Annotated in this window: 23 protein-coding genes, 1 tRNA gene and 2 pseudogenes; 11 read left to right on the top strand and 15 right to left on the bottom strand. The window is 65.1% G+C overall.

The genetic code is table 11. The features are described 5' to 3' along the window. The 5 genes from BZF61_RS05365 to BZF61_RS05345 are packed head-to-tail and all read left to right on the top strand — an operon-like array spanning nt 1 to nt 3,641. A complete protein-coding gene (locus tag BZF61_RS05365; RefSeq protein ID WP_086617605.1) occupies nt 1-804 on the top strand; it encodes an SDR family NAD(P)-dependent oxidoreductase in 804 nt (267 codons plus the stop codon). After that, entirely contained in the window at nt 804-1,676 is an 873-nt protein-coding gene (locus tag BZF61_RS05360; RefSeq protein WP_086617604.1) for a polysaccharide deacetylase family protein, read from the top strand. Before BZF61_RS05365 ends, BZF61_RS05360 begins: the two co-directional genes overlap by 1 nt. Next, nucleotides 1,673-2,431 (top strand): enoyl-CoA hydratase/isomerase family protein, encoded by a 759-nt coding sequence (locus tag BZF61_RS05355; RefSeq protein ID WP_086617603.1) that lies wholly within the window; start codon nt 1,673-1,675, stop codon nt 2,429-2,431. Before BZF61_RS05360 ends, BZF61_RS05355 begins: the two co-directional genes overlap by 4 nt. Continuing rightward, on the top strand, nt 2,428-3,330 hold the full coding sequence (locus BZF61_RS05350; RefSeq protein WP_086617602.1) for a VOC family protein: 903 nt from the start codon (nt 2,428-2,430) through the stop codon (nt 3,328-3,330). Before BZF61_RS05355 ends, BZF61_RS05350 begins: the two co-directional genes overlap by 4 nt. Then, the gene (locus tag BZF61_RS05345; protein ID WP_158094061.1) at nt 3,327-3,641 is read left to right on the top strand and encodes a YciI family protein; all 315 of its coding nucleotides are present in this window, start codon (nt 3,327-3,329) and stop codon (nt 3,639-3,641) included. The genes BZF61_RS05350 and BZF61_RS05345 overlap by 4 nt, the downstream gene beginning before the upstream one ends. On the opposite strand, the gene BZF61_RS05340 is transcribed toward BZF61_RS05345, so the two are convergent. Further along, the gene (locus BZF61_RS05340) at nt 3,638-4,264 is read right to left on the bottom strand and encodes a hypothetical protein (protein ID WP_086617600.1); all 627 of its coding nucleotides are present in this window, start codon (nt 4,262-4,264) and stop codon (nt 3,638-3,640) included. The two genes, BZF61_RS05345 and BZF61_RS05340, sit on opposite strands and share 4 nt — an antisense overlap. Nucleotides 4,265-4,333: 69 nt before the next feature. Between BZF61_RS05340 and BZF61_RS05335 the strand changes: the two genes are divergently transcribed. Beyond that, the gene (locus BZF61_RS05335) at nt 4,334-5,089 is read left to right on the top strand and encodes a hypothetical protein (protein WP_086617599.1); all 756 of its coding nucleotides are present in this window, start codon (nt 4,334-4,336) and stop codon (nt 5,087-5,089) included. 10 nt (nt 5,090-5,099) lie between these two features. Continuing rightward, nucleotides 5,100-5,180, top strand: a pseudogene (locus BZF61_RS15550) (integrase core domain-containing protein); the annotation flags it as partial. 147 nt (nt 5,181-5,327) lie between these two features. Here BZF61_RS15550 and BZF61_RS05325 read toward each other — a convergent pair. Continuing rightward, on the bottom strand, nt 5,328-6,395 hold the full coding sequence (locus BZF61_RS05325; RefSeq protein WP_245804514.1) for a DUF1254 domain-containing protein: 1,068 nt from the start codon (nt 6,393-6,395) through the stop codon (nt 5,328-5,330). Between BZF61_RS05325 and BZF61_RS15975 the strand changes: the two genes are divergently transcribed. Then, a complete protein-coding gene (locus BZF61_RS15975) occupies nt 6,336-6,647 on the top strand; it encodes a hypothetical protein (protein WP_245804523.1) in 312 nt (103 codons plus the stop codon). The two genes, BZF61_RS05325 and BZF61_RS15975, sit on opposite strands and share 60 nt — an antisense overlap. A 158-nt stretch (nt 6,648-6,805) precedes the next feature. Here the strand turns inward: BZF61_RS15975 and BZF61_RS05320 are convergent. The 6 genes and pseudogenes from BZF61_RS05320 to BZF61_RS05295 form a co-directional block, all read right to left on the bottom strand. Then, nucleotides 6,806-8,011, bottom strand: a pseudogene (locus BZF61_RS05320) (outer membrane protein assembly factor BamB family protein); the annotation flags it as partial. Between the two features lie 38 nt (nt 8,012-8,049). Further along, complete coding sequence (locus BZF61_RS05315) at nt 8,050-8,730, bottom strand: GntR family transcriptional regulator (protein WP_086617595.1); 681 nt, start codon at nt 8,728-8,730, stop codon at nt 8,050-8,052. A gap of 367 nt (nt 8,731-9,097) precedes the next feature. Then, nucleotides 9,098-11,368, bottom strand: a complete 2,271-nt coding sequence (locus tag BZF61_RS05310) for a TonB-dependent receptor (RefSeq protein WP_086617594.1) — start codon at nt 11,366-11,368, stop codon at nt 9,098-9,100. A gap of 73 nt (nt 11,369-11,441) precedes the next feature. Further along, nucleotides 11,442-11,684 (bottom strand): hypothetical protein, encoded by a 243-nt coding sequence (locus BZF61_RS05305; RefSeq protein ID WP_086617593.1) that lies wholly within the window; start codon nt 11,682-11,684, stop codon nt 11,442-11,444. A 202-nt stretch (nt 11,685-11,886) separates the two neighbouring features. Then, the gene (locus BZF61_RS05300; protein WP_086617592.1) at nt 11,887-12,150 is read right to left on the bottom strand and encodes a hypothetical protein; all 264 of its coding nucleotides are present in this window, start codon (nt 12,148-12,150) and stop codon (nt 11,887-11,889) included. 248 nt (nt 12,151-12,398) lie between these two features. Further along, nucleotides 12,399-12,485 (bottom strand) — tRNA-Leu (locus BZF61_RS05295). 226 nt (nt 12,486-12,711) lie between these two features. On the opposite strand from BZF61_RS05295, the gene BZF61_RS05290 reads away from it, so the two are divergent. Beyond that, entirely contained in the window at nt 12,712-13,668 is a 957-nt protein-coding gene (locus BZF61_RS05290; RefSeq protein ID WP_086617591.1) for a complex I NDUFA9 subunit family protein, read from the top strand. 211 nt (nt 13,669-13,879) lie between these two features. Here BZF61_RS05290 and BZF61_RS05285 read toward each other — a convergent pair whose 3' ends face one another. Next, nucleotides 13,880-14,758, bottom strand: coding sequence for a dienelactone hydrolase family protein (locus BZF61_RS05285; RefSeq protein WP_086617590.1), 879 nt, complete (start codon nt 14,756-14,758; stop codon nt 13,880-13,882). A 143-nt stretch (nt 14,759-14,901) separates the two neighbouring features. Between BZF61_RS05285 and BZF61_RS05280 the strand changes: the two genes are divergently transcribed. After that, the gene (locus BZF61_RS05280) at nt 14,902-17,079 is read left to right on the top strand and encodes a PQQ-dependent dehydrogenase, methanol/ethanol family (RefSeq protein WP_425429601.1); all 2,178 of its coding nucleotides are present in this window, start codon (nt 14,902-14,904) and stop codon (nt 17,077-17,079) included. A 112-nt stretch (nt 17,080-17,191) separates the two neighbouring features. Here BZF61_RS05280 and BZF61_RS05275 read toward each other — a convergent pair whose 3' ends face one another. After that, nucleotides 17,192-17,593 (bottom strand): VOC family protein, encoded by a 402-nt coding sequence (locus BZF61_RS05275; RefSeq protein ID WP_086617688.1) that lies wholly within the window; start codon nt 17,591-17,593, stop codon nt 17,192-17,194. A gap of 49 nt (nt 17,594-17,642) precedes the next feature. Then, on the bottom strand, nt 17,643-18,191 hold the full coding sequence (locus tag BZF61_RS05270) for a DUF2306 domain-containing protein (RefSeq protein WP_158094059.1): 549 nt from the start codon (nt 18,189-18,191) through the stop codon (nt 17,643-17,645). A 125-nt stretch (nt 18,192-18,316) separates the two neighbouring features. Here BZF61_RS05270 and BZF61_RS05265 point away from each other — a divergent pair, with 125 nt between their 5' ends. Beyond that, nucleotides 18,317-19,129 (top strand): LytTR family DNA-binding domain-containing protein, encoded by an 813-nt coding sequence (locus BZF61_RS05265; protein ID WP_086617588.1) that lies wholly within the window; start codon nt 18,317-18,319, stop codon nt 19,127-19,129. Here BZF61_RS05265 and purU read toward each other — a convergent pair. The 4 genes from purU to BZF61_RS05245 are packed head-to-tail and all read right to left on the bottom strand — an operon-like array spanning nt 19,119 to nt 23,177. Next, nucleotides 19,119-19,985: a formyltetrahydrofolate deformylase gene (gene purU, locus BZF61_RS05260; RefSeq protein ID WP_086617587.1), complete on the bottom strand. Its 867-nt coding sequence runs from the start codon at nt 19,983-19,985 to the stop codon at nt 19,119-19,121. The genes BZF61_RS05265 and purU overlap by 11 nt on opposite strands. A 1-nt stretch (nt 19,986) precedes the next feature. Beyond that, a complete protein-coding gene (locus BZF61_RS05255) occupies nt 19,987-21,000 on the bottom strand; it encodes an NAD(P)H-dependent flavin oxidoreductase (RefSeq protein ID WP_086617586.1) in 1,014 nt (337 codons plus the stop codon). A 9-nt stretch (nt 21,001-21,009) separates the two neighbouring features. Continuing rightward, entirely contained in the window at nt 21,010-22,194 is a 1,185-nt protein-coding gene (gene purT / locus BZF61_RS05250) for a formate-dependent phosphoribosylglycinamide formyltransferase (protein WP_086617585.1), read from the bottom strand. A gap of 35 nt (nt 22,195-22,229) precedes the next feature. Next, on the bottom strand, nt 22,230-23,177 hold the full coding sequence (locus BZF61_RS05245; RefSeq protein WP_086617584.1) for a GGDEF domain-containing protein: 948 nt from the start codon (nt 23,175-23,177) through the stop codon (nt 22,230-22,232). Between the last annotated feature and the right edge of the window lie 45 nt (nt 23,178-23,222).

Here is a 23,222-nt window from a genome sequence, read left to right as displayed (position 1 = left end):
ATGGCGGGCGCGTTTGCGGGCAAGACCATCGTGGTCACCGGGTCGGGCAAGCAAAGGGGGTTGGGGCAGGGTATCCTGCAGGCCTTTGCCGATGAGGGCGCGAACTGCGTGGTTTCCGACTACCTGATCGATGCCGAGGCCGAATCCGTCGCTGAAGAGCTGCGTACCCGCGGAGCCGAGGTTGCGCTGATCGCCTGCGACGTGTCGAAGGTCGACCAGTGCCGCGCGCTGGTGGCGCAGGCGGTTGAACGCTTCGGCGGGCTCGACATCCTCGTGAACAATGCCGGGATCGGCTTCAAGATGAAGCCGCTGCTCGAGGTCGATACGGCCGACGAATGGGATCAGGTCATTGCCGTCAACCTGTCGGGGGCGTTTTATTGCACGCAGGCAGCGGCGCGGGCGATGGTCGAGGCCGGCAAGGGCGGACGGATCATCAACATCGCCTCGCAGGCGGCCAAGACGGGCTTTCCTCACTTGCCCGCCTATGTCTCGTCCAAGCATGGCATGGTCGGGCTGACCCGCGCGAGCGCTCTGGAGCTTGGCAAGCATGGCATTACCGTCAATGCCGTCTGCCCCAATCACGTCACCACCGGCCTCGGCGCGCAGCAGAACGCCTATTTCAGCAAGCTGCTCGGCTTTGCCACTGTCGAAGATTACCTCGCCAATATGGCCGCCAAGAACCCGATGGGCCGCCCGGGCCTGCCCTCGGACACCGCTGCTGCCTGCCTGTGGCTGGCGAGCGACGCGGCGTTCTACGTCACGGGCGAGGCGCTCAACGTCTCGGGCGGGGAGGAGATGCACTGATGGCGCTTACTGAAGAACGCATCGATTGGCCCGGCGGCGCGAAGATGGCGCTATCCGTCGTCGTCAATGTCGAGGAAGGCAGCGAGATGACCATCGCCCGCGGCGACCGCGGGATGGAGCCGGTTGACGAGCTGGGCGTCTTCGTCAAGTCGAAGATGCGGAATTATTCCAATGAATCCAACTATCTTTATGGCATAAAGGCGGGCGCGCCGCGGATCGTCAAATTGCTGAAGCGCTACGACATCATGGCCAGCTGGACCGTGGCAGCGATGAGCCTGGAGAACCATCCTGAAATCGCCGAGGCGATTGTCGATCTGGGCCATGAACCCGTCAGCCACGGCTGGCGCTGGGTTCACCAGTTCAAGATGGACGAGGAGACGGAGCGCGACTTCATCCGCAAGGCCGTCACCAGCATCGAGCGCACCTGCGGCGTGCGGCCCTATGGCTGGCTGTCGCGCTACCTGCTCACCGACAACACCCGACGGCTGCTGTTCGAGGAGGGCTTTACCTATCACATGGACGATTACTCCGGCGACGTGCCGTATTGGGATCGAAACACGGTCCCCGGCAAGCCGATGTGCATCGTGCCCTATCAGCTCGACAGCAATGACATGAAGATGTGGACCGATCCGGCGCTGACCCCGCACCAGTGGCTTGACTATGCGAAAGCGAACTTTGATCAGATCTATCGCGAGGGCGAAGAGGGCAATCCGAAGATGATGAGCCTTGGCCTGCACCTGCGCATCATCGGGCGGCCCGGGCGGATCTGGGCGCTTGAGGAGTTCTTCCGCCACGTTCGCGCGCACGAGGGTGTCTGGGTCACCACCCGCAAGGCGATCGCCGATCACTTCATGACGCTGCACCCGGCATGACCTTGCGCCTGACCCGCGAAGGCGCGGTGGCGCGCCTGCTGATCGACCGCGCGGACAAGCGCAATGCCTTCGACATGGCGATGTGGGAGGCGCTGCCCGGGCTGGTCGCCGAGGCGGTGGCCGATCCGGCAGCCAGGGTGCTGGAAGTGCGCGCGGCGCAGCCGGGCGCGGCCTTTTGTGCGGGAGCAGACATTCGCGAACTGCTCGCCAACAAGGATGACGCCGATTGGCGCGCCGCCAACCAGAAGGCGATCAACCGCGCGCAATATGAACTCGCCCGTGCCGACATCCCGACCATCGCCTTTGTCGAGGGCGATTGCGTGGGCGGGGGATGCGGAATTGCCATGGCCTGCGATATCCGGGTGGCTACCCCGGCGGCGCGCTTCGGGATCACGCCGGCAAGGCTGGGCCTTGTCTATCCGCTACACGACGTGAAGCTGCTGGTCGATCTGGTCGGCCCGGGGCAGGCAAAGCGGATGCTTTACACCGGCGAACTGCTCCCCGCCGCCGAGGCACAGCGGATCGGGCTGGTCGAACTCGTCGCGGAAAGCAGCGACACGCTGACCGCGCAGATCGTCGCCGCCTCGGGCAGCAGCGCACGGGCGATCAAAGGCTTCGTGCGCCGCGTGCTCGACGGGCAGGTGGCCGACGACGCCGAGACTCTGGCGATCTTCGCAGCCGCCTTCAAAAGCGCGGACTTTGCCGAAGGGACAGCGGCCTTCGTCGAGAAACGCAAGCCGGAGTTCAAGTCATGAGCATCGCTCACGGCACCATCATGAGCGGGCTGTCGACCGTCTCCGATCTCTCCCGCGCGCTTGCTGCCTATCAGGGCGTGCTGGGCCTCGATCTGATCGAGCGCGGAATGCTGCCGGAAGGCCTCGCGGCGAGCTGGGGCTGCCCGGGCAATGCGGGCTCGCCTTACGCGGTATTGCGCCCGACAAGCGGTGCGCCTTGTTGGTTCCGGCTGGTCGAACAGCCCGATCACCCCGCCTTCCAACCCACCACCACCTATGGCTGGGCCGCCTTCGAAACCACGGTCGAGGATGTGTGGCGCTGGCCCGAGGCCTTGCCGCCCGATCTCTTCACCATTGTCGGCCCGCCGAAGAAGCTCGAAAATGTTGCCCCCGCTTTCATCCCGATGCAGGCCCTGGGGCCGGGGCGCGAGATGGTCTATCTCAATCAGGTGCTGGCCGACTTGGCCGATACCGATCTGCCCCGCGCTGGCTCGCCGGTCGACCGGATCTTCATCGCGGTGCTCGCCGCGCCCGACCGTCAGGCGGCGATAGCCTGGTATTCTGAAAGGCTCGGGCTGGAACGCGGTGTCGACTACACCTTGCCCTATTCGATGATCAACAAGGCCTTCGCCCTGCCACCTGACACCCAGACCACCATTACCATGATAAAGCACGCGCGCATGCCGATCATCGAGGTCGATGATTACCCCGCCGCGGCGACGCCCCGGGCGCGGCACGCGGACATGCTGCCGCCGGGCAATGCGCTGGTGACGCTGGCGGTGCGCGATCTTGATGCCTGCACTGCGGAGTGGATTACGCCACCCGCCAGACGCGAAGGGGCGCTTTACGAAAGTCGCCGCGTGGCCACCGCCATCGGCGCGGCGGGCGAGCTGGTCGAATGTGTCGAGGTCGGCGGATGAAGCTGTTTGCTTTTTGCTGCCGCGATGTTGAGGACAGCGCAGCGCTGCGGGAGGCGGCGCTCGCGGCGCATCTGGCTCATGTCGAGGCGCATATCGACGATTACGCCGTCGCCGGACCGCTGAAGGAAGGCGAGCGCACCGTGGGTTCGCTGCTGGTCATCAAGGCGGATAACGCGGGTGAGGCGCGCGCGCGGTTGGAGGCCGATCCTTATTTTGCTGCCGGGGTCTGGGCCACGATCACTTGCGAGGAGTTCCGCGCGGTCGCCGGGGACTGGGTTGGCGGCGCAGCGTGGAAGCGGGCCGACGCTTAGTCTCCCGTACGGGTGCAGCTGCCCTGCATCCAGCGCAGGTTGATTCCCACCAGCGAGGCATCGGGCGAGGCCCAGCTGTAGCTTTCGGCACGCTCGGGGTCGTCCTTGTGGACATAGAGCACCAGCGCGGGCTTGTTGCGGCTGCCCTTCGCCCAGGTGACGTTGCGCAGGCGGATCGAGACATCAGGCGCCTCTCCCTTGCCGGAAATGGTTATGCGCCCACCCTGATCGAAGCTCGTCAGGTTGCCCGCAAAGGTCCAGTCGGGCGTGCCGTCGGGTTTCGCCGCGAATTTGCGGACCGAAACCCAGCAGGAGAAGGGCCGCGCGCGGCGGATTTCGCTGGTGCCGATCTGCCAGCCCGCCCCGTCCTTGCGCACAGACAGACCGGGGATTGCGCCCTCCTGCCAGTCGCCCCGCGCCATGCCGTAAGCGTCGATCGGCCGCCAACGTCGATCAGCGCCAACCTCGATCAGCACCGGTTCGGGGCGTTCGCGCCCTTCCTCCTCGGCGAAATAGGCATCCTCGGTATTGGTCCAGATGCCAGGCGCAAGACGATCTTCGGCGTGCACCGCATGGGGCAGGGCGATAAGCGAGGCGAAGGCGGTGATACAAAGGGCGCGCATTGCGCTTGCCTATCGCATGGCGGCGTGGTTGAAAAGCAGTCCGGACAAATTGTGCGCTGGAGGGTCATCATGCGCAGCATCCTCAAGGCGATGATCATCGCCTTTTGTGTGGCAGGCGCACCTCTCTTGGCTGAGACCGTCGAACCCACCCCGCGCGCCATCGTCGAACGCGCGGTTGCGGCGCATGGCGGCGCGGTATGGCTCGATCCGGTGACGCTCGAACTTGCCGGCACCGCGACCTTCTACGATCCCGCCACCGGCGCAGTGCGTTTTGTGGCTGACGACTACCGCATGTGGCGCACCTTCGAGGAAGGACGCACCGCTGCGCACGAGGCCTCCGGGAAAGTGCGGATCATCGCCAAGGCGGGCGAGAAGGTGATCTTCGAGGTCGGCTATGACGGCCAGACCACCTGGACCGAACGCGGCATCATGCCGCGCGCAGAGGCTGATGCCTATTGGGCCAGCAATTTTGGCTTTGGGATCATTCGCAGCGCCTTGGAAGATGGCTTTGCCCTCCACCACGCGCCGCCGCGCGAGATTGCCGGGCGGCAGAGCGATATCGTACGGATCGTCGATCCCAAGGGCGCGCAGACCCTGTTCGGTTTCGATCGGGAAAGCGGGTTTGTCACCTACATGGCCTTTACCACCCCGCGCGGCTTTCACGAGCGGTTCTATGGCGATTTCGTCCGGCTCGCCAATGGCTGGGTGCAGGCCAGACGCGTGACTTTGCTGTATGACGGGATCATCGCCAATTCGGTGTTCTGGCGCGAAACGCGGGTGAATGGTGAGGTTGATCCTGCGCTGTTTCAATCGCCCGCGTTCTGATCGGTTCATGTGGTGCGGCGAGATCGGAGTGGAGCGGCATTACATCGCACCGCGCAGGCCGATGCAGAATGGCTGTGTCGAGAGCTTCAACCGCGTCGATGTGCAAAACAACCGCTCGGCTCTAATCCGAGCTGGGGGGAAGCTGGGGAATTCGTCACCTCCTGCTTCAGCGCAGGCTCCTTAAATCGACGCGTACGCTGATTTTCAAGAGGATGATTGCGTTTGCACCCTAGGCTTCTCAATCGAGCGGAGTGATCACAGGAGGGCGCCAGCGTCGATCAAGCAGCGTCGCTTGTGGGCGATAAGCGCGCAGGACCAAGCGGAACGGGCCATCGACGATGGGAAGCCAAACCCCGCCGCCGCTGGCCGGTTGCGTCGGCGCGACGATCACTGTGCCGCCATTGCGCAACCCTGGCGTAGTGCTTCCGACGGCAAAACGGTGCAGCGGATTCGCGACAAAGAAGTAACGACCATCTGGCTCGCCGCGATAGGCACTGAGCGACCAGAATGCATCGACCGGTGGCGGCGTGGCAAAGTCGATACGATAGCCTCGCCCGGGCGCAAGCGGGGCGCCCGTCGCATCCTTCATGGCGGTGAGGTAAATCGCTTCAGTTTCCGGCAAAGCCCCGAGTCCGGATAATGCCACAGCTGCGCGGAACCGCTCGTTGGCGCCAAAGCGTGCGATGGTCCGATCGGGCCAATGCCAACCATTCGCGATCCGGCCATGAGCGGTAATGTCGCCGATATGCGCAGCATCGAGCATGGTCACCGCCTGCGACCAGGCAGTCTCGGCGTCGGGCCTGGGCGCAATCGCGGTGCCGATGCCGAAGCGGCGATGATGCCGGGCGCGACGCAGCATCGGCGCATTTGCCGCCGTGCGCGACAGCACCGCGTTGACCACAGCGCGCAAGCCTTGCGTGGTATTCTGGGTGCCGAGCAGGGGAGAGGGGATCTGGCCCGCACCCACGACATTAAGGCCAATCTGCGCCTGCACGGCCTGCGCCGCGGCGAGGTCTTCGGCCCCGTCAACTCCTACCCGTACCAGCAGCCAAGCGTCGCAACCGGGCAGGCGCAGCAGGCGGCGATCCGATGGCGGTGTGCCGCGCCAGTCGGGCCCCACGATCCGCAACCGCCCGGTCGCGGCCGAACGGCCGGTCGAGCTTTCGACCGCCAAGACGTCGCTATCCATGCCCATAAGCGCCGCGCTGACGTAGCGCCCGGCATTGACCGGGACATCGACATCGGCATGCGCACCGCCAGCAAGATCGAGCCAGCAGGACGAGTAGAGCGTATCATTGTTCGGCATCGTGACCCCACGATTGCTGTGATCGCTCAGCTTTCGGCGGTGACCAAACCGGTTGCGCGCAGGAGCAGCTGCCGCAAGGCGTGCCATTTCCCCGATCGAGAATGCGAAGAGAGCCGCTTCAAACGCCGCGCGGGCACGACCACCATTCTCATTCCTCGCCCACGCGGGCATGGCGAGCGACGCAGCAAGCCCGCCAAGCAGCGTTCGTCGGTCGATCACCTGCTTTCCTTCCATACTGGCCGGAAAGCATAGACCCCGTTGCGCGGACGGGGCAGCGGAAGCTGCCGAAACTGCTCGGGCAGGCGGCCCAGCTTGCGTTCGCTGATCCAGTGCGCATGGGCGAGGCTCTTTGTCGGCACATAGACCCATCCGTCGTGCGAGATGGAGGGAGTGGAGTCGCTCTCCGCACCGAGCGGCGCAGTGGAAACAAGCCTGCCGTTAGCAGCATCGAGCACGATCAGGCGGTGCGCCTGCGGGAAGGGGATACCTTCCAGCCTCGGCCCATAGGTCGCGGTGACATAGACTCGCCGCGATGCTGCGCCGATAGCGACACTGTCGAAGACGCCTTGCGCAAAGCCTTCCGCAGCGGCGATTTCGTCGCCCGTGCGCTGCCACAACAGTTCTCCCGTCGTCCCGCGGTCCTGAAAGGCCGACACATTCCCGCCCGCCATTAACACGATGCGTCCATCGGGAAAAACCAGCGGCGAGGCCGCTGCCACGCCATCGCGCCTGAGGCGCCATCGGATCTTGCAACTGGCAGTGTCGATTGCGAACAGTTCGCCGGCCGCTGCGATGTACAGCGAGGTGCCGTCCGCCGATATAGCGGGACTTGTATCGCTGTTGGCGCCGATCTCGGTCTCGCAGGCGATGCGCAAACGGCTCCGCTGATCGAGGTCGAGACCATAGAGCGAGCCGGTTCTGCCATCGCGGCTATTGCCGGCAATGAAGATCCGGCCGCTTTGCGGCACCACCGCCGGAACATCCTTGATGACGATGCCGTAACCGAAAAAGTTATCGATCAGACGGGGCAGATAGTCAGCGCCAACCCCCGCCTCGAGTTGTCCAGGCGCCTCGGCCGGTGTGATCGGCCCGCGTGGATAGGGTGCTGCTGGCAAAGTGAAGGGCCTTGTGCGCAATCGCCCCGTCGCCGGGTCATAGATCCGCACGTTGCCAGCATAGTCGGCCACCAAAAGGCCGCCATCGAGGCTCCATGTCAGGGCAGAAGTCTCCGACGGGATGGAGCGCCGCCAGACAAGCTTTCCCGTCCGATCGAACCGGAAGAGCCGCTTTGTGTCGGCAACAAAGATGCCGCCCCTGCCATCGACAGCCAGCGAGGTGAGTGCAGCACCGACTTTGCCGCTACACCAGCGCACTGCCCCGGTCTTGGCGTCGAGCGCCCAGAGATGGCAGCCGCGATAGGCCCCGTCCGGCTTGGTGTCGGTGTTGTAGCTGTGCGTCAAAAGCAGTTCACCGTCGATTGCGACGAAGGTGCCGATCGGTACATCGGGACCATGGAACCAGGCAGGCTCCAGATGGTCTGGCGCAAGGCCTTCGACGTGGTCGCTATTGGTTGGGTCCGCATGGCGTACGGGCCAGCCCGCGGGGCCTGCCACCATGAGTGCCAGCGCGCTCCCAAGGCCAAGCAGCGGCAGCATCACGCGACGACCAGAAGCGCAGCCGCAAGCGCGTCATCATGAACCTTGCGGCCGAGTGCTTCCGCACTTGCCGCGTCGCGCTCAGCCAAAGCCGTGCGCATCGCTTTCCAGCTGTTCAAGGCTTCTTGACGCAGCTTGTCGCTGGTAAAGCCCAGCGGCCCGAAATAGTCCGGCGCGCCAAAACGAATGTCCTCCACCATCCGCATCAACCGAGGGCTGCGCGCTGCCTGTCCTACCGCTCGGCCGATTCTGAGCGTTTGCAGGAAAAACTCGCGCGGCGAGTATCCCTCGTTCACCATGGCTTCCAGTTTCGCGATCTTTTCATCGATCTTGGCGAGATCAGCCTCGGCGCATCGAATGGCGGCCAGACGGCACGCCACGCCGAAAAGTGCAGCGCTCGCGGCAACGGCATCCAAGGCCTCGTCATCGGACAGCCGCGTGATCGTCGCGCCCTTCATCGGCTCGATGTGAACCACCGACCTCGCTTCCAGGATCCGCAGCGCCTCACGTACCGGGCCGCGACTGACCTTGAAACGATCCGCCAGATCCTGTTCTCGCAACCGATCACCCGGCAGCAAGACGCGGGATTCGAGCAACCGCATGACCTGTTCTGCGACTTCTTCAGCCGAAACACGCCGCTTCGGCGTAGTGGAAGAGGCACTATTGGCGGTTCCGGTCATGATCTTGTGGCTTTCAAGAGCTGGAGCAAAGACGACTTCATGTTCGGGCCAAGACAATCAGCGCTGCGGCTGTGGATCGAATTCACGGCGCCGGCAGCCCGAATACGTGACCCCGGTCCGGATTGCCGAGACCTTGGCGAGGCGCGGCGAAGTGTGAAACGGCAAGGGTCATGGTTCCTGCCCGAATGCGCTTGCCGCCGGACAACCGGGCTTCGATCTCGTCTCGCCGCACAAGGTTCAGGTCCCTTCGTCGCTTAATCGGCCAAATCCGCGCATGGCAAACCTTTCTGCAATGGTTTTTTTGGCATTATGTTCGCTTTCACACCAGGCTAGCGCCCTCGGCTGCTGGTACGCACAGCGTTGACGGTCAAAAGCGATAGCGCGCATCCAGACCGATCAAGCGCCGCGGGTTCAGCCGCTGCGTGCTTACGAGTTCGTACACGACATATCGATATTGCAGGGCATTGTTCGCAAACAGCGCCACGGTAAGGTTTTCGAATTCGGCGCCGGCCCGAAGGTCAAGCAGCGAAATCGTATCGATCGGCGATTGATAAGGGCCGCGGGTGGCGGGTTGGCGCAAGGGCGTTCCGGCCGGTGTGAGTTCGTTCACCCCGCCCCAAGCCCCCTGATAGTTGGCATTGAGGAACAAGGTCGTACCTTCGGCCACCGGTGCGCGAAGATTGAATGTTCCAGCTGCGATCCAGTTGGGAACCTGGGGAAGTTGCGCGCCATCATATGGTCCGCTCGTGATCTTGCCGTCCTGCCTCGACCCGGACAGGGTCAAACGGGCCTTGACATTGCCCATCCTCCAGCTTGCGGCGGCCTCGGCCTCGAGCCCCCATGCCCGTGCCGTGCCTGCATTCAGCAGAAAGGGCACGGACGCAGTCGGACAGGCGGGAAAGCCCGGCGAGCAGCCATTCACTGCGCCGACGATGATATCGTCAAAATTCGTGCGATAGGCCGCAAGATTGACGTAAAGCCATGGGGCTATGTTACCCTTTGCACCTATCTCATAGGTGATCGTTGTCTCGTTGCCATAGGATTCGGGGATCGGAACCGGTTGACGCGGATCGCCGAGATTGAAGTTGAAGCCACCGACGCGATATCCCGTGCCCACCTTTCCGAACAGCAGCCAATCATCGCCGGGCTTGAAACCAAGCGTCGCGCCCCAGACAAGGTTATCGTTTTCAAATCTGTCGTCGAGAATGAACCGGCTCGGTCCGAGTGCGCCAGTGATCCGATCGAACTGCGCAGAATCAATCGCCTTCTCGTCGCGCGTGTATCGCAGCTCGGCGTCAAGGGTGAACCAGTCGGTGAAATCATAACTCACCGAACCATAAGCCGCGATCGAGTTGTATTCGAGCTTGCCATCGGTGCGTGTGCCGGGAATTGGCTCGTTGAGCGCGGTGCCGGTCAACTGCTCGTAATTGGTATTCTGGTCGAGATACTCCAAGCCCAGCAACCAGTTGAAACCACCGCTTTTCTTGCCTGTAAGATAAAGGTTCTGATACCAGTTGCGGGTGCGATCGAAATCCGATCTCGACAAATTCGGATTGGCGCCGCGATTCTGGCCTTGGGCATTGAGCTGCGCCAATGTGGCTGGATCGAGCGTGTCCTGATCGAACTGGAAAAAGGAGGTGCGCCTGCGATAGCTTGACACGCTGGTGAGCGTCGCAAAGCCAAGGTCGATTTCGGCCGACAGGATATGCATCTGCACATCCTGGAACGCCCGTGGCCGCGTATTCCAAGGGTATTCATAGGGGTCCTGCACATACCCGAGCGGGAAAGCAGGCGTTGCGCCTGGGCGAACGAAGGCGCGAAACGTCACGGCTGGTATTTCGGCGTCTTGGAATTCACCAAGATAGCGAATGTCCAGATTGTCGGTGGCGTAGCGGATTTGTCCGCGCACCACGGTGCTCTTGTGACGATCGAAATAGATGTCGTTGTTGGGATTGTAGAAAAAGCCCTTATCCTGGTCGATCCGGTCAACGCCCACGCGCACAGCGAGCGTGTCGGTAAGCGGCTCATTCCAGACTGCCTGTGCGCGAATCGCGTTGGTTTCGAAGCCATAGTTGAGATCGATGAAACCCTCCCGGCGCATTGCGGGCTCAGCCGTCACAAAATTCACCGCACCACCGACCGCGTTCCGGCCATATAACGCGCCCTGTGGACCGCGCAGGACCTCGACCCGGCCGATATCAAACAGGTCGATACCGGTGGCGTTGCGTCCGCCTAGAAAACCCCCGCCAATATAGACGCCGTTACGAAACAGACCGACCGAGGGTTCGGCATTGGTGCCGCGCGCCGTACTTGAGGCGCGGATCGAAGTTTCAGAATTGAGCTGGCTTGTGGTGTTGAAGAACCGCACACCGGGCGCATTCTGTAGTATGGCCTGAACGGTCGTTATCGAACCACGGTCGATCAGCGATTGGGCATCGATGACGGTTGCTGACACGGGGACATCACGAAGGCGCTCTTCACGACGCCGTGCGGTCACGACGATTTCGCCTTCATTAACCTTCGCCTCGGCCTCAGCTCCTGTGACACCGTCCTCGACTGGCGCGGTTTGCGCCAATGCCGTCCCACTCGCACCCGCCATCAGTGACACAAAGGTCGCTGCCCAAGCACTTGCCTTCATGAATCGCCTCCCAGGTTCCACCCTCGTTGATCGGAATGGCTTTGCCCGTCCATCAGCTATGATGACTAAATTGTCAACAATCTAAGTGCGCGATGCTAGTGGAAGAGTCCAGCGGATAGCGCCGCCGCAACTTTGCCATTGCGGTGAACCAACGATCAGGGTCTTCCGCCTTCTGACCCATGTGTTGACTGACCTCGCCGTGCGAGAGAATGAGAAACCGATTGGCGATCATGCCTGCGAAGGCGGCGTCGACTACGGCGTCAAAAGTCGCGGCGCGATTGAGTTCAGCACCAAACGATACCGTGCCATCCGTCATGGCTGGCACGACTGCCCGCGGGGCCAGAAAAAGACCCTGATGCCGCGATCGCGATGCGCGACTGCTGGGCTATAGGCGAAACCAATGGCGGCATGTTTGGTTGAGTGGCAAACTGAGCCGCCGACCATCGTCAGCGGGCGGCCGCTGATATAGTTTGCAGTCAGTGCCCTTGCCCCCGGGCAAGCGTCGACGGCAACAGGTTTCACGCCGCGCGCAACTGAGCCAAGAAATTGATTTCCATGGCACGTTCCCAGAATGCGTGAGCGGCCTGTCGCGGATCGTCGAAATCCGGATCGAGGAGCCGATTGACGGGCTCCTTGGCCCGCACCGTGCACAGGGCCCAACGCTCGCTCTCGGCTTCCTCGAAGGCGTCGATCAGGTCATTGACGGTGCGAGAGGGCTTGCCCGCCTCGTCGACCAGGTTGGCGATATTGCTGTCGCCGGGCGTCCTCCACCAGCGCGACATATTCCGCCGAGATGATCGGTAGCTTCGCCTCGGCGAGCTTGCGATCGCTTTCGCCGGTGGATCGGGTGAACTCGCCCTTGAGAATGGGGGCAACGTCGGTCGGCCAGCGCTTGCGCACCTGCCACAGAGACGAGCCTTTCCGCTTGCTGATCTTGAATATGAGATCGTCGACCTGTGTAGCACTCTTGTGGTGCAGTCGGCGGGCTTTTCTCATGATTTTTCAGTAAGATCAGGATCTTACAGTGTGTTGGTGCCCAGAAGAGGACTCGAACCTCCACGCCCTTGCGAGCGCCGCCACCTGAAGACGGTGCGTCTACCAATTCCGCCATCTGGGCACATAGCCGGCCGGTCATCGCTGCCGGGAAGCTGGGTAGGGGCGCGCCTTTAGCGAGGGCGGGGGGCATGTGTCAACGCAAACCTTGCACGATTTCGGCACCACGTCTGCGTGCGCCCTCAAATCCCCCATTCGCCATTTGGCCGCATCGCGGGTCTTGCCCGCAGGCGCGCATTGCCGCATGGCGCAGCGCAGATCCACGGACAGCCAGCAAGAGCACCTGACCCATGCCCACCCCCTCTCCGCTTTCCGGCCAACTTGTCACGATCTTCGGCGGCAGCGGCTATATCGGCAACTATGTCGCTCAGAGCCTGCTTCAGCGCGGCGCAAGGCTGCGAATCGCCAGCCGCAATCCGCAGTCGGGCCTAGCGCTCAAGCCGCTCGCCAATCTCGGCCAGCTGCAATTTCTGCCCTGCGACATCACCCGCGAGAGCCATGTCGCCGCCGCGCTCGCGGGCGCGAGCCACGCGGTCAACCTGGTCGGCGCCTTCGGCGGCAAGCTCGACGCGCTGATGGGCGAGGCGCCCGGCACGATCGGACGGATCGCCAGCGCCAATGGGGTCAAGGCGCTGGTGCATGTCAGCGCGATCGGCGCCAATGCCGCTTCGCCCACCGCCTATGCCCGGGCCAAGGCGCTGGGCGAGGCGCGCGTGCTCGCCGCCTTCCCCACGGCCACGATCCTGCGGCCTTCGATCGTGTTCGGCAAGGACGACAACTTCCTGAACCTCTTCGGTTCCATGATCGCGCTTTTGCCGGTGCTCCCGGTTTTCGGGGCGCAAGCCAAGCTCCAGCCGGTCTATGCCGATGATGTGGCTGAAGCGGTTGCGGTGGCGCTGGAGCATCCCGAAGCGCATGGCGGCCAGACCTATGAGCTGGGCGGGCCGGAGCAGCTGACGATGATGGAGCTCCACCGGCGCATCGCCGCGGCGCAAGGGCGCAAGCGCATCTTCCTCGCCGTGCCTGACGGCCTGTCGGCCATCTTTGCCGCCCTGCCCGGCACCCCGATGAGCCGTGACCAATGGACCCTGCTGAAGGCGGGCAATGTCGTCGCCGAAGGCGCGCGAACGCTGGCCGACCTTGGGATCGAGGCCAAGCCGCTCGGCCTGTTTCTCGACAAGTGGATGCTGCGCTTCCGCAAGCATGGGCGCTTCGGCGCAGCCAACGAGCGGGCCAAGGCGCGCTAGCGCCAGCGCCAGCGCAGCTCCGTTCGTTCAGCTTCGCGCCATTCAAGCTGTCTGTTGGAGACACTTGAGACACTGTCCTGGAGCGAAAAATCCGGCCCCCGCAGGCGCGCACCAACACAGCCTGCAGACGGGCCGTGCAATCGCGCGCAAGGGGCGGGGCGCAGGACATGGGCGGCAGCCCATTCCCCGCCCATGCTATTGGGGAAGCGATCTACCCGAGGGCGCGCTCGTAGAGCGCCAGCAGATCGGCCTCGCCGCTGGCGGCAGCGGCCGCGTTCCATGCCGGGCTGTCGGACACCATCCAGCCGTGATCACCGGCATAGACCTTGACTTCGGCGGCAACCCCCGCGGCCCTGGCGGACTCGGCAAAGGTGGTCTTGTCAGCCGGAGCCTTGGCGTCATCGTCCTGGGCCACGGCGACCAGCAGCGAGGCCTTGACCTTGCCGAGCAGCGCGTGCGGGCTCATCGGATTGCCGGGACGCACCAGTCCGCCGCCGTGGAAGCTCGCCGCCGCCTTGATGCGCGAAGGCACGGCCGCTGCGCTCCACACCGTGAAGGGCCCGCCCATGCAATAGCCCTGCGTGCCGATCCCGCGCGCGGTGTCGATGCCCGGCTGCTGATCGAGCCAGCCGACAATCGCCTCCGTATCGCGCATCACCGCCTCGGCATCGAGCTTGCCGCGCCATGGGCCGACCTTCTGGAAGCCGCCGCTGCTGATGAAGGCCGCGAAATCGGCGAACTGCTCGCCCGCGACATCGCGGTAATAGGGGTTCACCACGAGCACGGCATAGCCTGCCTGAGCCAGCTTGCGGGCGATGCCGCGCTTGGATTCACGCAGGCCGGCTATGTCGGGCCACAGGATCACTGCGGGATGCCTGCCGCGGGCGGGCTGCACCATGAACCCGTCGATCGTCCCGTCCTGGGTGGCGAAGGTGACGCCGCGTTCGCTCAGTTCGGCAGTGCCCTGCCCTTCGGCAGCCGTGCCGCCCGCCGCATAGGTCGCCAGCACGGCCGCGCCCGTCAGCGCGCCGAACTGGCGGCGGCTCACCGCCTGTTTGGCCCATTCGGCCAGTTTGCCTTCATCGCACATCGAACACGCTCCTGTACGGCCCTTTGCCACTCTTGATAGGCAAGGCGCCTGGGCATGGACAAGCCGCGAATGACGCGGCAGATTGGGTTGCAAAAGAAAACAGGGCCGAACAGTCCGGCCATGCAACCGGGAGAGCGGGATCCATGAACCTCATGCGCTGGGCGGGCAGTGCCGCCTTGTTGTTGTCGGTCGGGATGCTGGCCAATTGCAGCCAGATTTTCGCAAGCGGCGAGGCCGAGGGCGGCATTACTGCCGCGATGCTGGTGGGCGCGGATGGCGACAGCGCCAACTGGATCAGTCATGGCCGTACCTATTCCGAACAGCGTTATTCCCCGCTCGACGCCATCAATCGCGAGACCGTGGGCGATCTGGGCCTTGCCTGGTTTGCCGACATGGACACGGCGCGCGGGCAGGAAGCGACCCCGCTGGTGATCGACGGCAAGCTCTATCTCACCACCGCGTGGAGCAAGGTGAAGGCCTTCGACGCGGCAACCGGCCAGCGCTTGTGGGAATATGATCCCGAGGTGCCGGGCGAAACCGCGGTCAAGGCGTGCTGCGACGTCGTCAACCGCGGGCTGGCGGCATGGGGCGACAAGCTGTTCCTGGGCACGCTCGATGGCCGCCTGATCGCGCTCGACCGCGAAACCGGCGAGGTGGCCTGGGAGAAGGTCACGGTCGATCAGTCCAAGAGCTACACCATCACCGGCGCGCCGCGGGTGATCGACGGCAAGGTGATCATCGGCAATGGCGGCGCGGAGTTCGGGGTGCGCGGCTATGTCGCGGCCTATGATGCCGAGACCGGCAAGGAACTGTGGCGCTTCTACACCGTGCCCGAGGGCGGCGATGCCAAGGATGCGCCGGCCTATCTCCGCAAGGCTGCCGAAACGTGGAACATGGATGTCCTGGGCGCATCCGATTCGATCGGCGGCGGCGGCACGGTGTGGGATTCGATGGCCTACGACCCCGAGCTTGATCTGCTCTACATCGGGGTCGGCAATGGTTCGCCCTGGAACCGCGCCTACCGTTCGCCGGCCAAGGACGGCAGCGGCGGGGAGGGGGACAATCTCTACCTTTCCAGCATCGTCGCGATCCGGCCCAAGACCGGCGAATATGTCTGGCACTACCAGACCACGCCGGGCGAGACCTGGGACTTCACCGCTACCCAGCACATCATCCTCGCCGACATGGAGATCGACGGGAAACGCCGCAAGGTGCTGATGCAGGCGCCCAAGAACGGCTTTTTCTACGTGATCGACCGCGAGACGGGCGCGTTCATCAGCGCCAAGCCCTATGTCAGCGTCAACTGGGCGACGGGCATCGATCCCAAGACGGGCCGCCCGATCGAGAACCCCCAGACCCGCGTCGACAAGACCGGTCAGCCCGCGCTGGTGACACCGGGTGCGCTCGGCGGCCACAACTGGCACCCGATGGCCTACAACCCGCGCGAGAACCTCGTCTATATTCCGGCCTTCGAGGCGGGGATGCTCTATGCGCCCGAAGCCGACTGGAAGCCCGATACCGCACGCGGCTTCAATGTCGGTTTCAACCTGGGTGCGGGCGACGTGCCGCCGGATGAGGGCTTCCGCAGGCAGGTCGCAGGATCCTTGCGCGGGATGCTGGTGGCGTGGGATCCGGTGGCGCAGCAGGCGCGCTGGACGGTTGAGCATCCCGGGCCTTGGAACGGCGGGCTGCTGGCGACCGGCGGGGGCCTGGTTTTCCAGGGCACCGCGGGGAGCGAGTTCAACGCCTATGACGCGGCCACGGGCAAGAAGTTGTGGAGCTTCGCCGCGCAGACCGGGATCGTCGCACCGCCGATCACCTACAGCGTCAATGGCGAGCAATATGTCGCGGTGCTGGCCGGGTGGGGCGGGGCCTATGCGCTGAGCGTCGATGGCGATCTGATCGCGCGCAAGGCGCCGGTGCGCAACATCAGCCGGCTTCTGGTGTTCAAGCTCGGCGGGCAGGCCGAGCTGCCGCCCGAGCCGGCGCTGGCCGAGCTGCCGCTCGATCCGCCGCCGAGCACCGCCTCGGCGGAGGTGATCGCGCTGGGGAAGGCCAAATATGGCCGTTACTGCGCGGTGTGCCATGCGCCGGGTGCGGTCGGCTCGACCGTGCTGCCCGATCTGCGCCGCGCCGGCTCGCTCGAAAGCCCGCAGGCCTGGGCCGCGGTGGTCCATGGCGGGATGCTGAAGGACAACGGGATGGCGAGTTTTGCCGGTTCCTTGTCGAAAGCCGAGATCGAAGCGATCCGCGCCTATGTCATCAAGCGTGCCAACGAGGACAAGGCGCTGGAGGCGGGAAAGAAGATCGCCCGCCGCTAGCGCCTCAGGCAAAGCGGCGCATCGGATGAACCGAGGCGGTCCCGCCGCGTTCGCCGGGCTGGCCTGCGCCGCTCCGCCATCGGCACCGAGGTGCAGGCCAGCGACTGTCGCGCTAGCTGGCGAAGAAATTTAGCTCGAGCAGCACGTTGTTCGGGTCGGCCGTAAAGATCTGCGTGAGGCCGATCGCGGCAATCTCATTGACCTCGTAATCGGCTCCGCGCGCATCGAGCCGGGCCTTCACCACCGCGAAGTCCGCGCAGCGCAGGGCCACGTGATGGATCGCGCCCGTCTCCGCCCCCGGTGACACCGTGCGCTCAAAAGCGCGGGGGCAATCCAGCGCGTTGAGATGCAGGATCGCCTGCCCGCCCGCATCATACATCCAGCGCGCGTTCTGCGGCGTCAGCGGCGGCGGGGCGTCGCGCTCCTCGAGATCGAGCAGCTCGGCATAGAACCGCGCGGTTTCGGCGAGCCGATCGGTGATGATGTTCACATGGTCGAGGCGCTGGACGATCATGGGCGCGAGGATGCCATCAAAGCGGCCGGAGAGCACCTGCCGAAATGCATCACGGCGCGCCGAACGCGAAGGTGCCCAGCAACCGGCCCGGCAGGAAGGAGAAAGCGCCTGCGATCACCAGCCCGGCATAGAGCCCGGTCATCATCCCGCGGTGCCGCGCAATCTCCCCGCGCCGGGCCGCGCGCACCGCCAGCGGCACATTCACCAGCGTCCAGATCGTGAAGGCGTGGATGAAGCTGAACCCAGTCCCGGCAATCCCCGCCCCCGGCGTGCGGATGAAGGCCGAACTGATCGCGGTCACCAGCATCAGGCAGACCCAGATCCGCCCCAGCAGCCGGTGCGTGGCATCGCCCTTGCGCCGCCACAGCACCACCGGCCCGAGCAGGAAGGCAGGCACCACGCTTGCCAGATGGATCATGATCGGCAGCGACAAGACGCGGGTCTGCGCCATGGCAGGACTGCCCGAACCGAAGCCACCGAACAGCATCGAGGCCACCGTCAGCGCGGCGGTTATGCCGATGGTGATCGCCGCCGTTGCCGCAAGGCTGATCGGCGGACGGGTGGGGGCGGTGGTAGGGTGGGTCATCTGCTGGCTCATGCTTGCCTCCTGGGACCTTTGCGATTTAAGGAATGGCCATGAAAAGCCAGCCCTTCCGCCTGCCCGCAAGGCCCCCATTCGCGGGCTGTCGCGGCGATGCGCGGATGGTCGGCCGGGCTTCGTGAATGGTCGCGCGGCGACTATCCGGGGCCGAGCGTCTGATGGCCGAGGCCGGCGTGGTGGCGCTGATCGCGGTGCTGGTGGCGGTGTTCGATTTCATCCCCGTTGGCGAGGTCGCGCTGGGCGCACGGCTGGCGCTGTGGCTTGCCGGATTTCTGGCGGCATGGCTGGTCTATCTCGTGCTCGCGCGGGTCGGGATCGCGGTGGCGCGGCTGCTGGGGCTTGCCGACTATTGGGGCCATGCGCTGGCGGTGCCCTTTGTGGGTCTGGCGGTGGCCTATGGTGTGCTCGGGCTGGTGGGCGGTCGGGCCGCGATGTTCGGCGCGCAGTTCAGCGCGGTGTGGGTGCAGGCGCTGGTGGTGGCCGCCGGGTTCTTCGCGCTGTTCTTCGTGCTCTATGCCCGCGCCGAACACGCGCCCAAGCCCGCGCCCATGCCCGAGCCGGTGGATTCTGTGGCGCGGCCCGATCCGCCCTCTCCCGCACCCCCCGTCCCCGGGGTGGCCGCTTCGGCGCTACACCAGCGCTTGGAGCCGGGCTTCCCTGCGATCCTCGCGCTCAGCGCAGAGGACCACTATGTCCGCGTCATCGCCGAGACGAAGAGCGTACTGGTGCTCATGCCGCTCACCGAGGCCGCCGCGCTCATGCCCGAGGGCAGCGGCGCGCAGGTGCATCGCAGCTGGTGGGTGGCGACAAGCGCGGTGACGGGCCAGCGCCGCGCAGGCCGCGATCTGCACCTTGTGCTGGCTGGGGGTCTCACCGCCCCGGTCAGCCGCAGCCGGATTGCAGATTTGCGGGCGCTGGGCTGGATCAGCCCCTGAAGATCACCGTGCGGTTGCCGTTCATCAGCACCCGCTCTTCCACGAACAGCCGCACCGCTTCGGCAAGCACCCGGCGCTCGATGTCGCGGCCCTTGCGCACGAGGTCTTGAGGCGAATCGGCGTGGGTGATGCGCTCCACGTCCTGATGGATGATCGGGCCTTCATCGAGATCGGCGGTGACGAAATGGGCGGTCGCGCCAATGATCTTCACCCCGCGCGCGTGGGCCTGATGATAGGGACGCGCGCCCTTGAAGCCGGGCAGGAAGGAATGGTGGATGTTGATGCACCGCCCGGCGAAATGGGCGGACTGCTCGTCCGAGAACACCTGCATGTAGCGCGCCAGCACCACCAGCTCCGCGTCCGTCTCTTCGGCGAGCGCGCGCAAGCTTGCCTCGGCAGCGGGCTTGGTCTCGGGGGTGACAGGGATGTGGTGAAACGGAATCTCGCCGATATCCACCCGGATCGCGGCTTCGCGGGGATGGTTGGAGACGATCGCCACCGGGGCGATCGCCAGTTCGCCGGTGCGCCAGCGGTAAAGCAGATCGACAAGACAGTGGTCGAACTTGCTGACCATGATGATGGTCCGGCGCGGGCGATCCGCGCGCACCATCTTCCACACCATGCCGAACTGGTCTGCCAGCGCGGCGAAATCAGCGCGCAGGCCCTCGGCGGTCGAACCATCGGGATCGAACACCACGCGCATGAAGTAGCGGTCGCTGCCCGCGTTGTCCGAGCGATCATTGAACTGCTGCGCGTCGAGAATATTCGCGCCGCGTTCGAACAGGAAGCCGGTGACCCGCGCGGTGATCCCGGGCCGGTCGGCGCAGGCGAGGGTGAGGATCAGCGGAGCGGCCATCCTATCGCGTCAGCGCCGCCTCGCATTGCGCCATCAATTCGGCGACGATGGCGGCGGCGGGTTCTTCCTTCGTGACCATGCCGACCGACTGGCCGGCCATGACCGAGCCGTGCTCGACATCGCCCTCGATCACCGCGCGGCGCAGGGCGCCGGCCCAGAAATGCTCGATCTGGAGCTGGGCCTCGGCCATGTCGATCCCACCCTGATCGAGCAGGGCGGCGACTTCGCGCTGCTTGGCGATGAATTCCTCCGTGCCCTTGTTCTTGAGCGCGCGCACCGGGATCACCGGCAGACGCGGATCGACCTGGACGGATGCAACCGCCTCGCGGGCCGAGGCGCGGAAGAAGGCCTTCTTGAACTCGGGGTGGGCAATGCTCTCGGTCGCGCAGGCGAAGCGCGTGCCCAATTGCACGCCCGCCGCGCCCATTTCGAGGTAGAAGGCAATCGCCTCGCCCCGGCCGATGCCGCCGGCGACGAAGATCAGGTGATCGGCGGCAAGCTCGGGCAGGATTTCCTGCGCCAGCACGCTGGTCGAAACCGGGCCGATATGCCCGCCCGCCTCCATTCCCTCGATCACCAGCGCATCGGCGCCTGAACGCAGCAGCTTCCTGGCGAGCGCCAGCGTGGGGGCAAAGCAGATCACCTTGATGCCGCTCTCGCCCGCCTTGATCGCCTCGACGCTGCCCTTGGGCGGGATGCCGCCTGCCAGCACCACGTGCGTCACGCCATGCTTGCGACACACGTCGATCAGATCGAACAGGCGGGGGTGCATGGTGATGAGGTTGACGCCGAAGGGCTTGTCGGTGAGCGCCTTGGTCGCGGCGATTTCGGCATCGAGCAGCTCAGGCGTCATCGCCCCGCAGGCAATCACGCCGAAGCCGCCCGCGTTGGAGATGGCAGCGACGAGGTTGCGCTCCGACACCCAGCTCATCGCCCCGCACAGGATCGCGGTCTCGCAGCCGAGGAAGGTGGTGCCGCGCTGCATCAGCGCGGCGGTCTTGGGATAGGTGGTCATGGGCGCGCCCTAGTCGCTGGCGGGGGAATAGACAATCCGCACCGCGGCAGCGGCCTGTTTCGCGAGGTCCACCGCGGCAGGCGCATCGGCCGCGCGCGCCAGCGCCACGCCCATCCGGCGCCAGGGCCGGGTGACGGGCTTGCCGAAGATGCGCACATCGGTGGCGCCCAGCGCCAGCGCTTCGGCCAGGCCCTCGAAGGCGAAGCGGTCGCTGTCCCGGTCGGCAAGAATGACTGCCGAGGCGGCGGGGCGGGCGGCGATCTCGTCGGGCACCGGCAGGCCGAGGATCGCCCGGGCGTGGAGATCGAATTCGGTGAGATCCTGGCTGACCAGCGTGACCATCCCTGTATCGTGCGGGCGGGGGGACAGTTCGGAAAAGATAACCTCATCCCCGCGCACGAAGAACTCCACGCCATAAAGGCCCCAACCGCGCCCCCCGCCTTGCAGCGCCATGACAACCTTGGCGGCCATGTCCTGCGCGGCGGCAAGGGCGGCGGCGGACATGGCGGCGGGCTGCCAGCTTTCGCGATAGTCGCCGCGCTCCTGGCGGTGGCCGATCGGCGGGCAGAAGCTGATGCCGCCCGCGTGGCGCACGGTCAGCAGGGTTATCTCGTAGTCGAAGGCGATGAACTGTTCGCAGATCACCCGCGCCCGATCGCCGCGCATGTTGGCGACGGCATATTGCCATGCCGCCGCCAGCGCTTCCGGCCCATCGACCTTGCTCTGCCCCTTGCCACTGGAGGACATTACCGGCTTCATCACCAGCGGATAGCCGATGCGCTCGGCAATGGCCTGGCATTCGGCGAGGCTTGTCGCATAGCCGTATTGCGAGGTCGTGAGGCCCAGTTCCCCCGCCGCCAGATCGCGGATCGCATCGCGGTTCATGGTGAGCTGCGCGGCGCGGGCCGAGGGCACGATGGTGAAGCCTTCCGCTTCGAGGTCAGCCAGCATCTCGGTGCGGATTGCCTCGATCTCGGGGACGATCAGATCGGGCTTGTGCCTTTCTGCCGCGGCCCGCAGCGCCGCGCCATCGAGCATCGGGAAAACCTCGCATGCGTCGGCCACCTGCATCGCCGGGGCGTTGTCGTAGCTGTCGCAGGCGATCACCCGCGCCCCGAGGCGCTTGGCGGAAATGACGAATTCGCGTCCGAGTTCTCCCGAACCGAGCAGCAGGATGGTGGCAATGTGGCTCATGCCGGCGGTTTAGCGCACCGCCCGCACGAGTCCAGTTATGCGGCTCGGCGATGCCCGGCGATGGCGACCTGCTTGCCGCCGCCGGCGCGCGCCAGGACGAGGCCCAGTTCGGCCTCGCGCAGCGTCCAGTCGACGGTGCATTCCACCCGCGCCAGGCCGGCGCTGGCCGAAAGTTGCGGGGTCCTGGGGCGGTGGGCCGTCTGGGCGGGCGCGGCAAGGCCGGCAAAGGTCTGCACCGCATCCTCAGCCCATTCGCGCGCGATGCGCAGGGTCATTTCCGGCAGCAGCACGCCGAACCGCTCACCGTCGAGCTGGGCGACCTCGTGTCCGGGCAGCGCCATTGTCTCGAGAAACTTGGCAAAGCCCCACAAAATCTCGTCCGCGGTGCGCTGGCCATAGCGCAGCAGCAGCGCGCGCATCCCGTCGACCGCGAAGATTGCGACGATCTGCCCGCCTCCACCGGCCAGATGCCGCCTGAGGCTGGCGCAAAAGGCCTGGCGGTTGGCGAGGCCGGTGAGCGGATCGGTGACGGTCCGGTTGTAGAGTTCGCCTTCCAGCAGCCGCAGCCGCTGGACCGAGCGCATCAGGCACAACGCCCCGTCCGGCGCCCCGGACGGATTGGCGGCATCGTGCATCGGGCGCAGGCTGATCGCGTACCAGCGCCGCTCTTGTGCCGAGGCTGCCTCGGCGCCATCCGCGCTGCCGAAGGAGGCAAGCGGAAATTCGATCCACCCCGGCCGCGCCGCGCCCGAGAGCACCGCGCCGACATGCTCGCCCAGCGAGGCGGCGTGATCGGGCTGGGCGAGATCGGTGATGTGGGGGAGCAGCAGAGCCGCGCTGAAATCGAACCCCAGTTCCGCGATGTTGCCCGATGCGTGGATGATGAACCCGCGCCGGTCGATCCTGATCACAATGTCGCCGGAAACTTCCTCGATCAGGCCATGCAAAACGCGTCCTTCAACGTCACTCAGACCAATTTTCATACCGACAGTGCCCCAGCGGTCCAACGAAAGATTCGCCAAATCGCT

It is taken from the genome of Erythrobacter tepidarius (assembly GCF_002155695.1).
Lineage (GTDB): Bacteria > Pseudomonadota > Alphaproteobacteria > Sphingomonadales > Sphingomonadaceae > Erythrobacter > Erythrobacter tepidarius.
The sequence above is the reverse complement of the archived record's forward strand: the minus strand, read 5'-3'. Positions and strand labels throughout refer to the sequence as shown.

Coding starts and splice junctions, on each gene's coding strand:
- BZF61_RS05365 (WP_086617605.1), top strand. CDS start 1: ATGGCGGGCGCGTTTGCGGGCAAGACCATCGTGGTCACCGGGTCGGGC.
- BZF61_RS05360 (WP_086617604.1), top strand. CDS start 804: ATGGCGCTTACTGAAGAACGCATCGATTGGCCCGGCGGCGCGAAGATG.
- BZF61_RS05355 (WP_086617603.1), top strand. CDS start 1,673: ATGACCTTGCGCCTGACCCGCGAAGGCGCGGTGGCGCGCCTGCTGATC.
- BZF61_RS05350 (WP_086617602.1), top strand. CDS start 2,428: ATGAGCATCGCTCACGGCACCATCATGAGCGGGCTGTCGACCGTCTCC.
- BZF61_RS05345 (WP_158094061.1), top strand. CDS start 3,327: ATGAAGCTGTTTGCTTTTTGCTGCCGCGATGTTGAGGACAGCGCAGCG.
- BZF61_RS05340 (WP_086617600.1), bottom strand. CDS start 4,264: ATGCGCGCCCTTTGTATCACCGCCTTCGCCTCGCTTATCGCCCTGCCC.
- BZF61_RS05335 (WP_086617599.1), top strand. CDS start 4,334: ATGCGCAGCATCCTCAAGGCGATGATCATCGCCTTTTGTGTGGCAGGC.
- BZF61_RS15975 (WP_245804523.1), top strand. CDS start 6,336: ATGCGCACCGCCAGCAAGATCGAGCCAGCAGGACGAGTAGAGCGTATC.
- BZF61_RS05325 (WP_245804514.1), bottom strand. CDS start 6,395: ATGCCGAACAATGATACGCTCTACTCGTCCTGCTGGCTCGATCTTGCT.
- BZF61_RS05315 (WP_086617595.1), bottom strand. CDS start 8,730: ATGACCGGAACCGCCAATAGTGCCTCTTCCACTACGCCGAAGCGGCGT.
- BZF61_RS05310 (WP_086617594.1), bottom strand. CDS start 11,368: ATGAAGGCAAGTGCTTGGGCAGCGACCTTTGTGTCACTGATGGCGGGT.
- BZF61_RS05305 (WP_086617593.1), bottom strand. CDS start 11,684: ATGACGGATGGCACGGTATCGTTTGGTGCTGAACTCAATCGCGCCGCG.
- BZF61_RS05300 (WP_086617592.1), bottom strand. CDS start 12,150: ATGTCGCGCTGGTGGAGGACGCCCGGCGACAGCAATATCGCCAACCTG.
- BZF61_RS05290 (WP_086617591.1), top strand. CDS start 12,712: ATGCCCACCCCCTCTCCGCTTTCCGGCCAACTTGTCACGATCTTCGGC.
- BZF61_RS05285 (WP_086617590.1), bottom strand. CDS start 14,758: ATGTGCGATGAAGGCAAACTGGCCGAATGGGCCAAACAGGCGGTGAGC.
- BZF61_RS05280 (WP_425429601.1), top strand. CDS start 14,902: ATGAACCTCATGCGCTGGGCGGGCAGTGCCGCCTTGTTGTTGTCGGTC.
- BZF61_RS05275 (WP_086617688.1), bottom strand. CDS start 17,593: ATGATCGTCCAGCGCCTCGACCATGTGAACATCATCACCGATCGGCTC.
- BZF61_RS05270 (WP_158094059.1), bottom strand. CDS start 18,191: ATGAGCCAGCAGATGACCCACCCTACCACCGCCCCCACCCGTCCGCCG.
- BZF61_RS05265 (WP_086617588.1), top strand. CDS start 18,317: ATGGTCGCGCGGCGACTATCCGGGGCCGAGCGTCTGATGGCCGAGGCC.
- purU (WP_086617587.1), bottom strand. CDS start 19,985: ATGGCCGCTCCGCTGATCCTCACCCTCGCCTGCGCCGACCGGCCCGGG.
- BZF61_RS05255 (WP_086617586.1), bottom strand. CDS start 21,000: ATGACCACCTATCCCAAGACCGCCGCGCTGATGCAGCGCGGCACCACC.
- purT (WP_086617585.1), bottom strand. CDS start 22,194: ATGAGCCACATTGCCACCATCCTGCTGCTCGGTTCGGGAGAACTCGGA.
- BZF61_RS05245 (WP_086617584.1), bottom strand. CDS start 23,177: ATGAAAATTGGTCTGAGTGACGTTGAAGGACGCGTTTTGCATGGCCTG.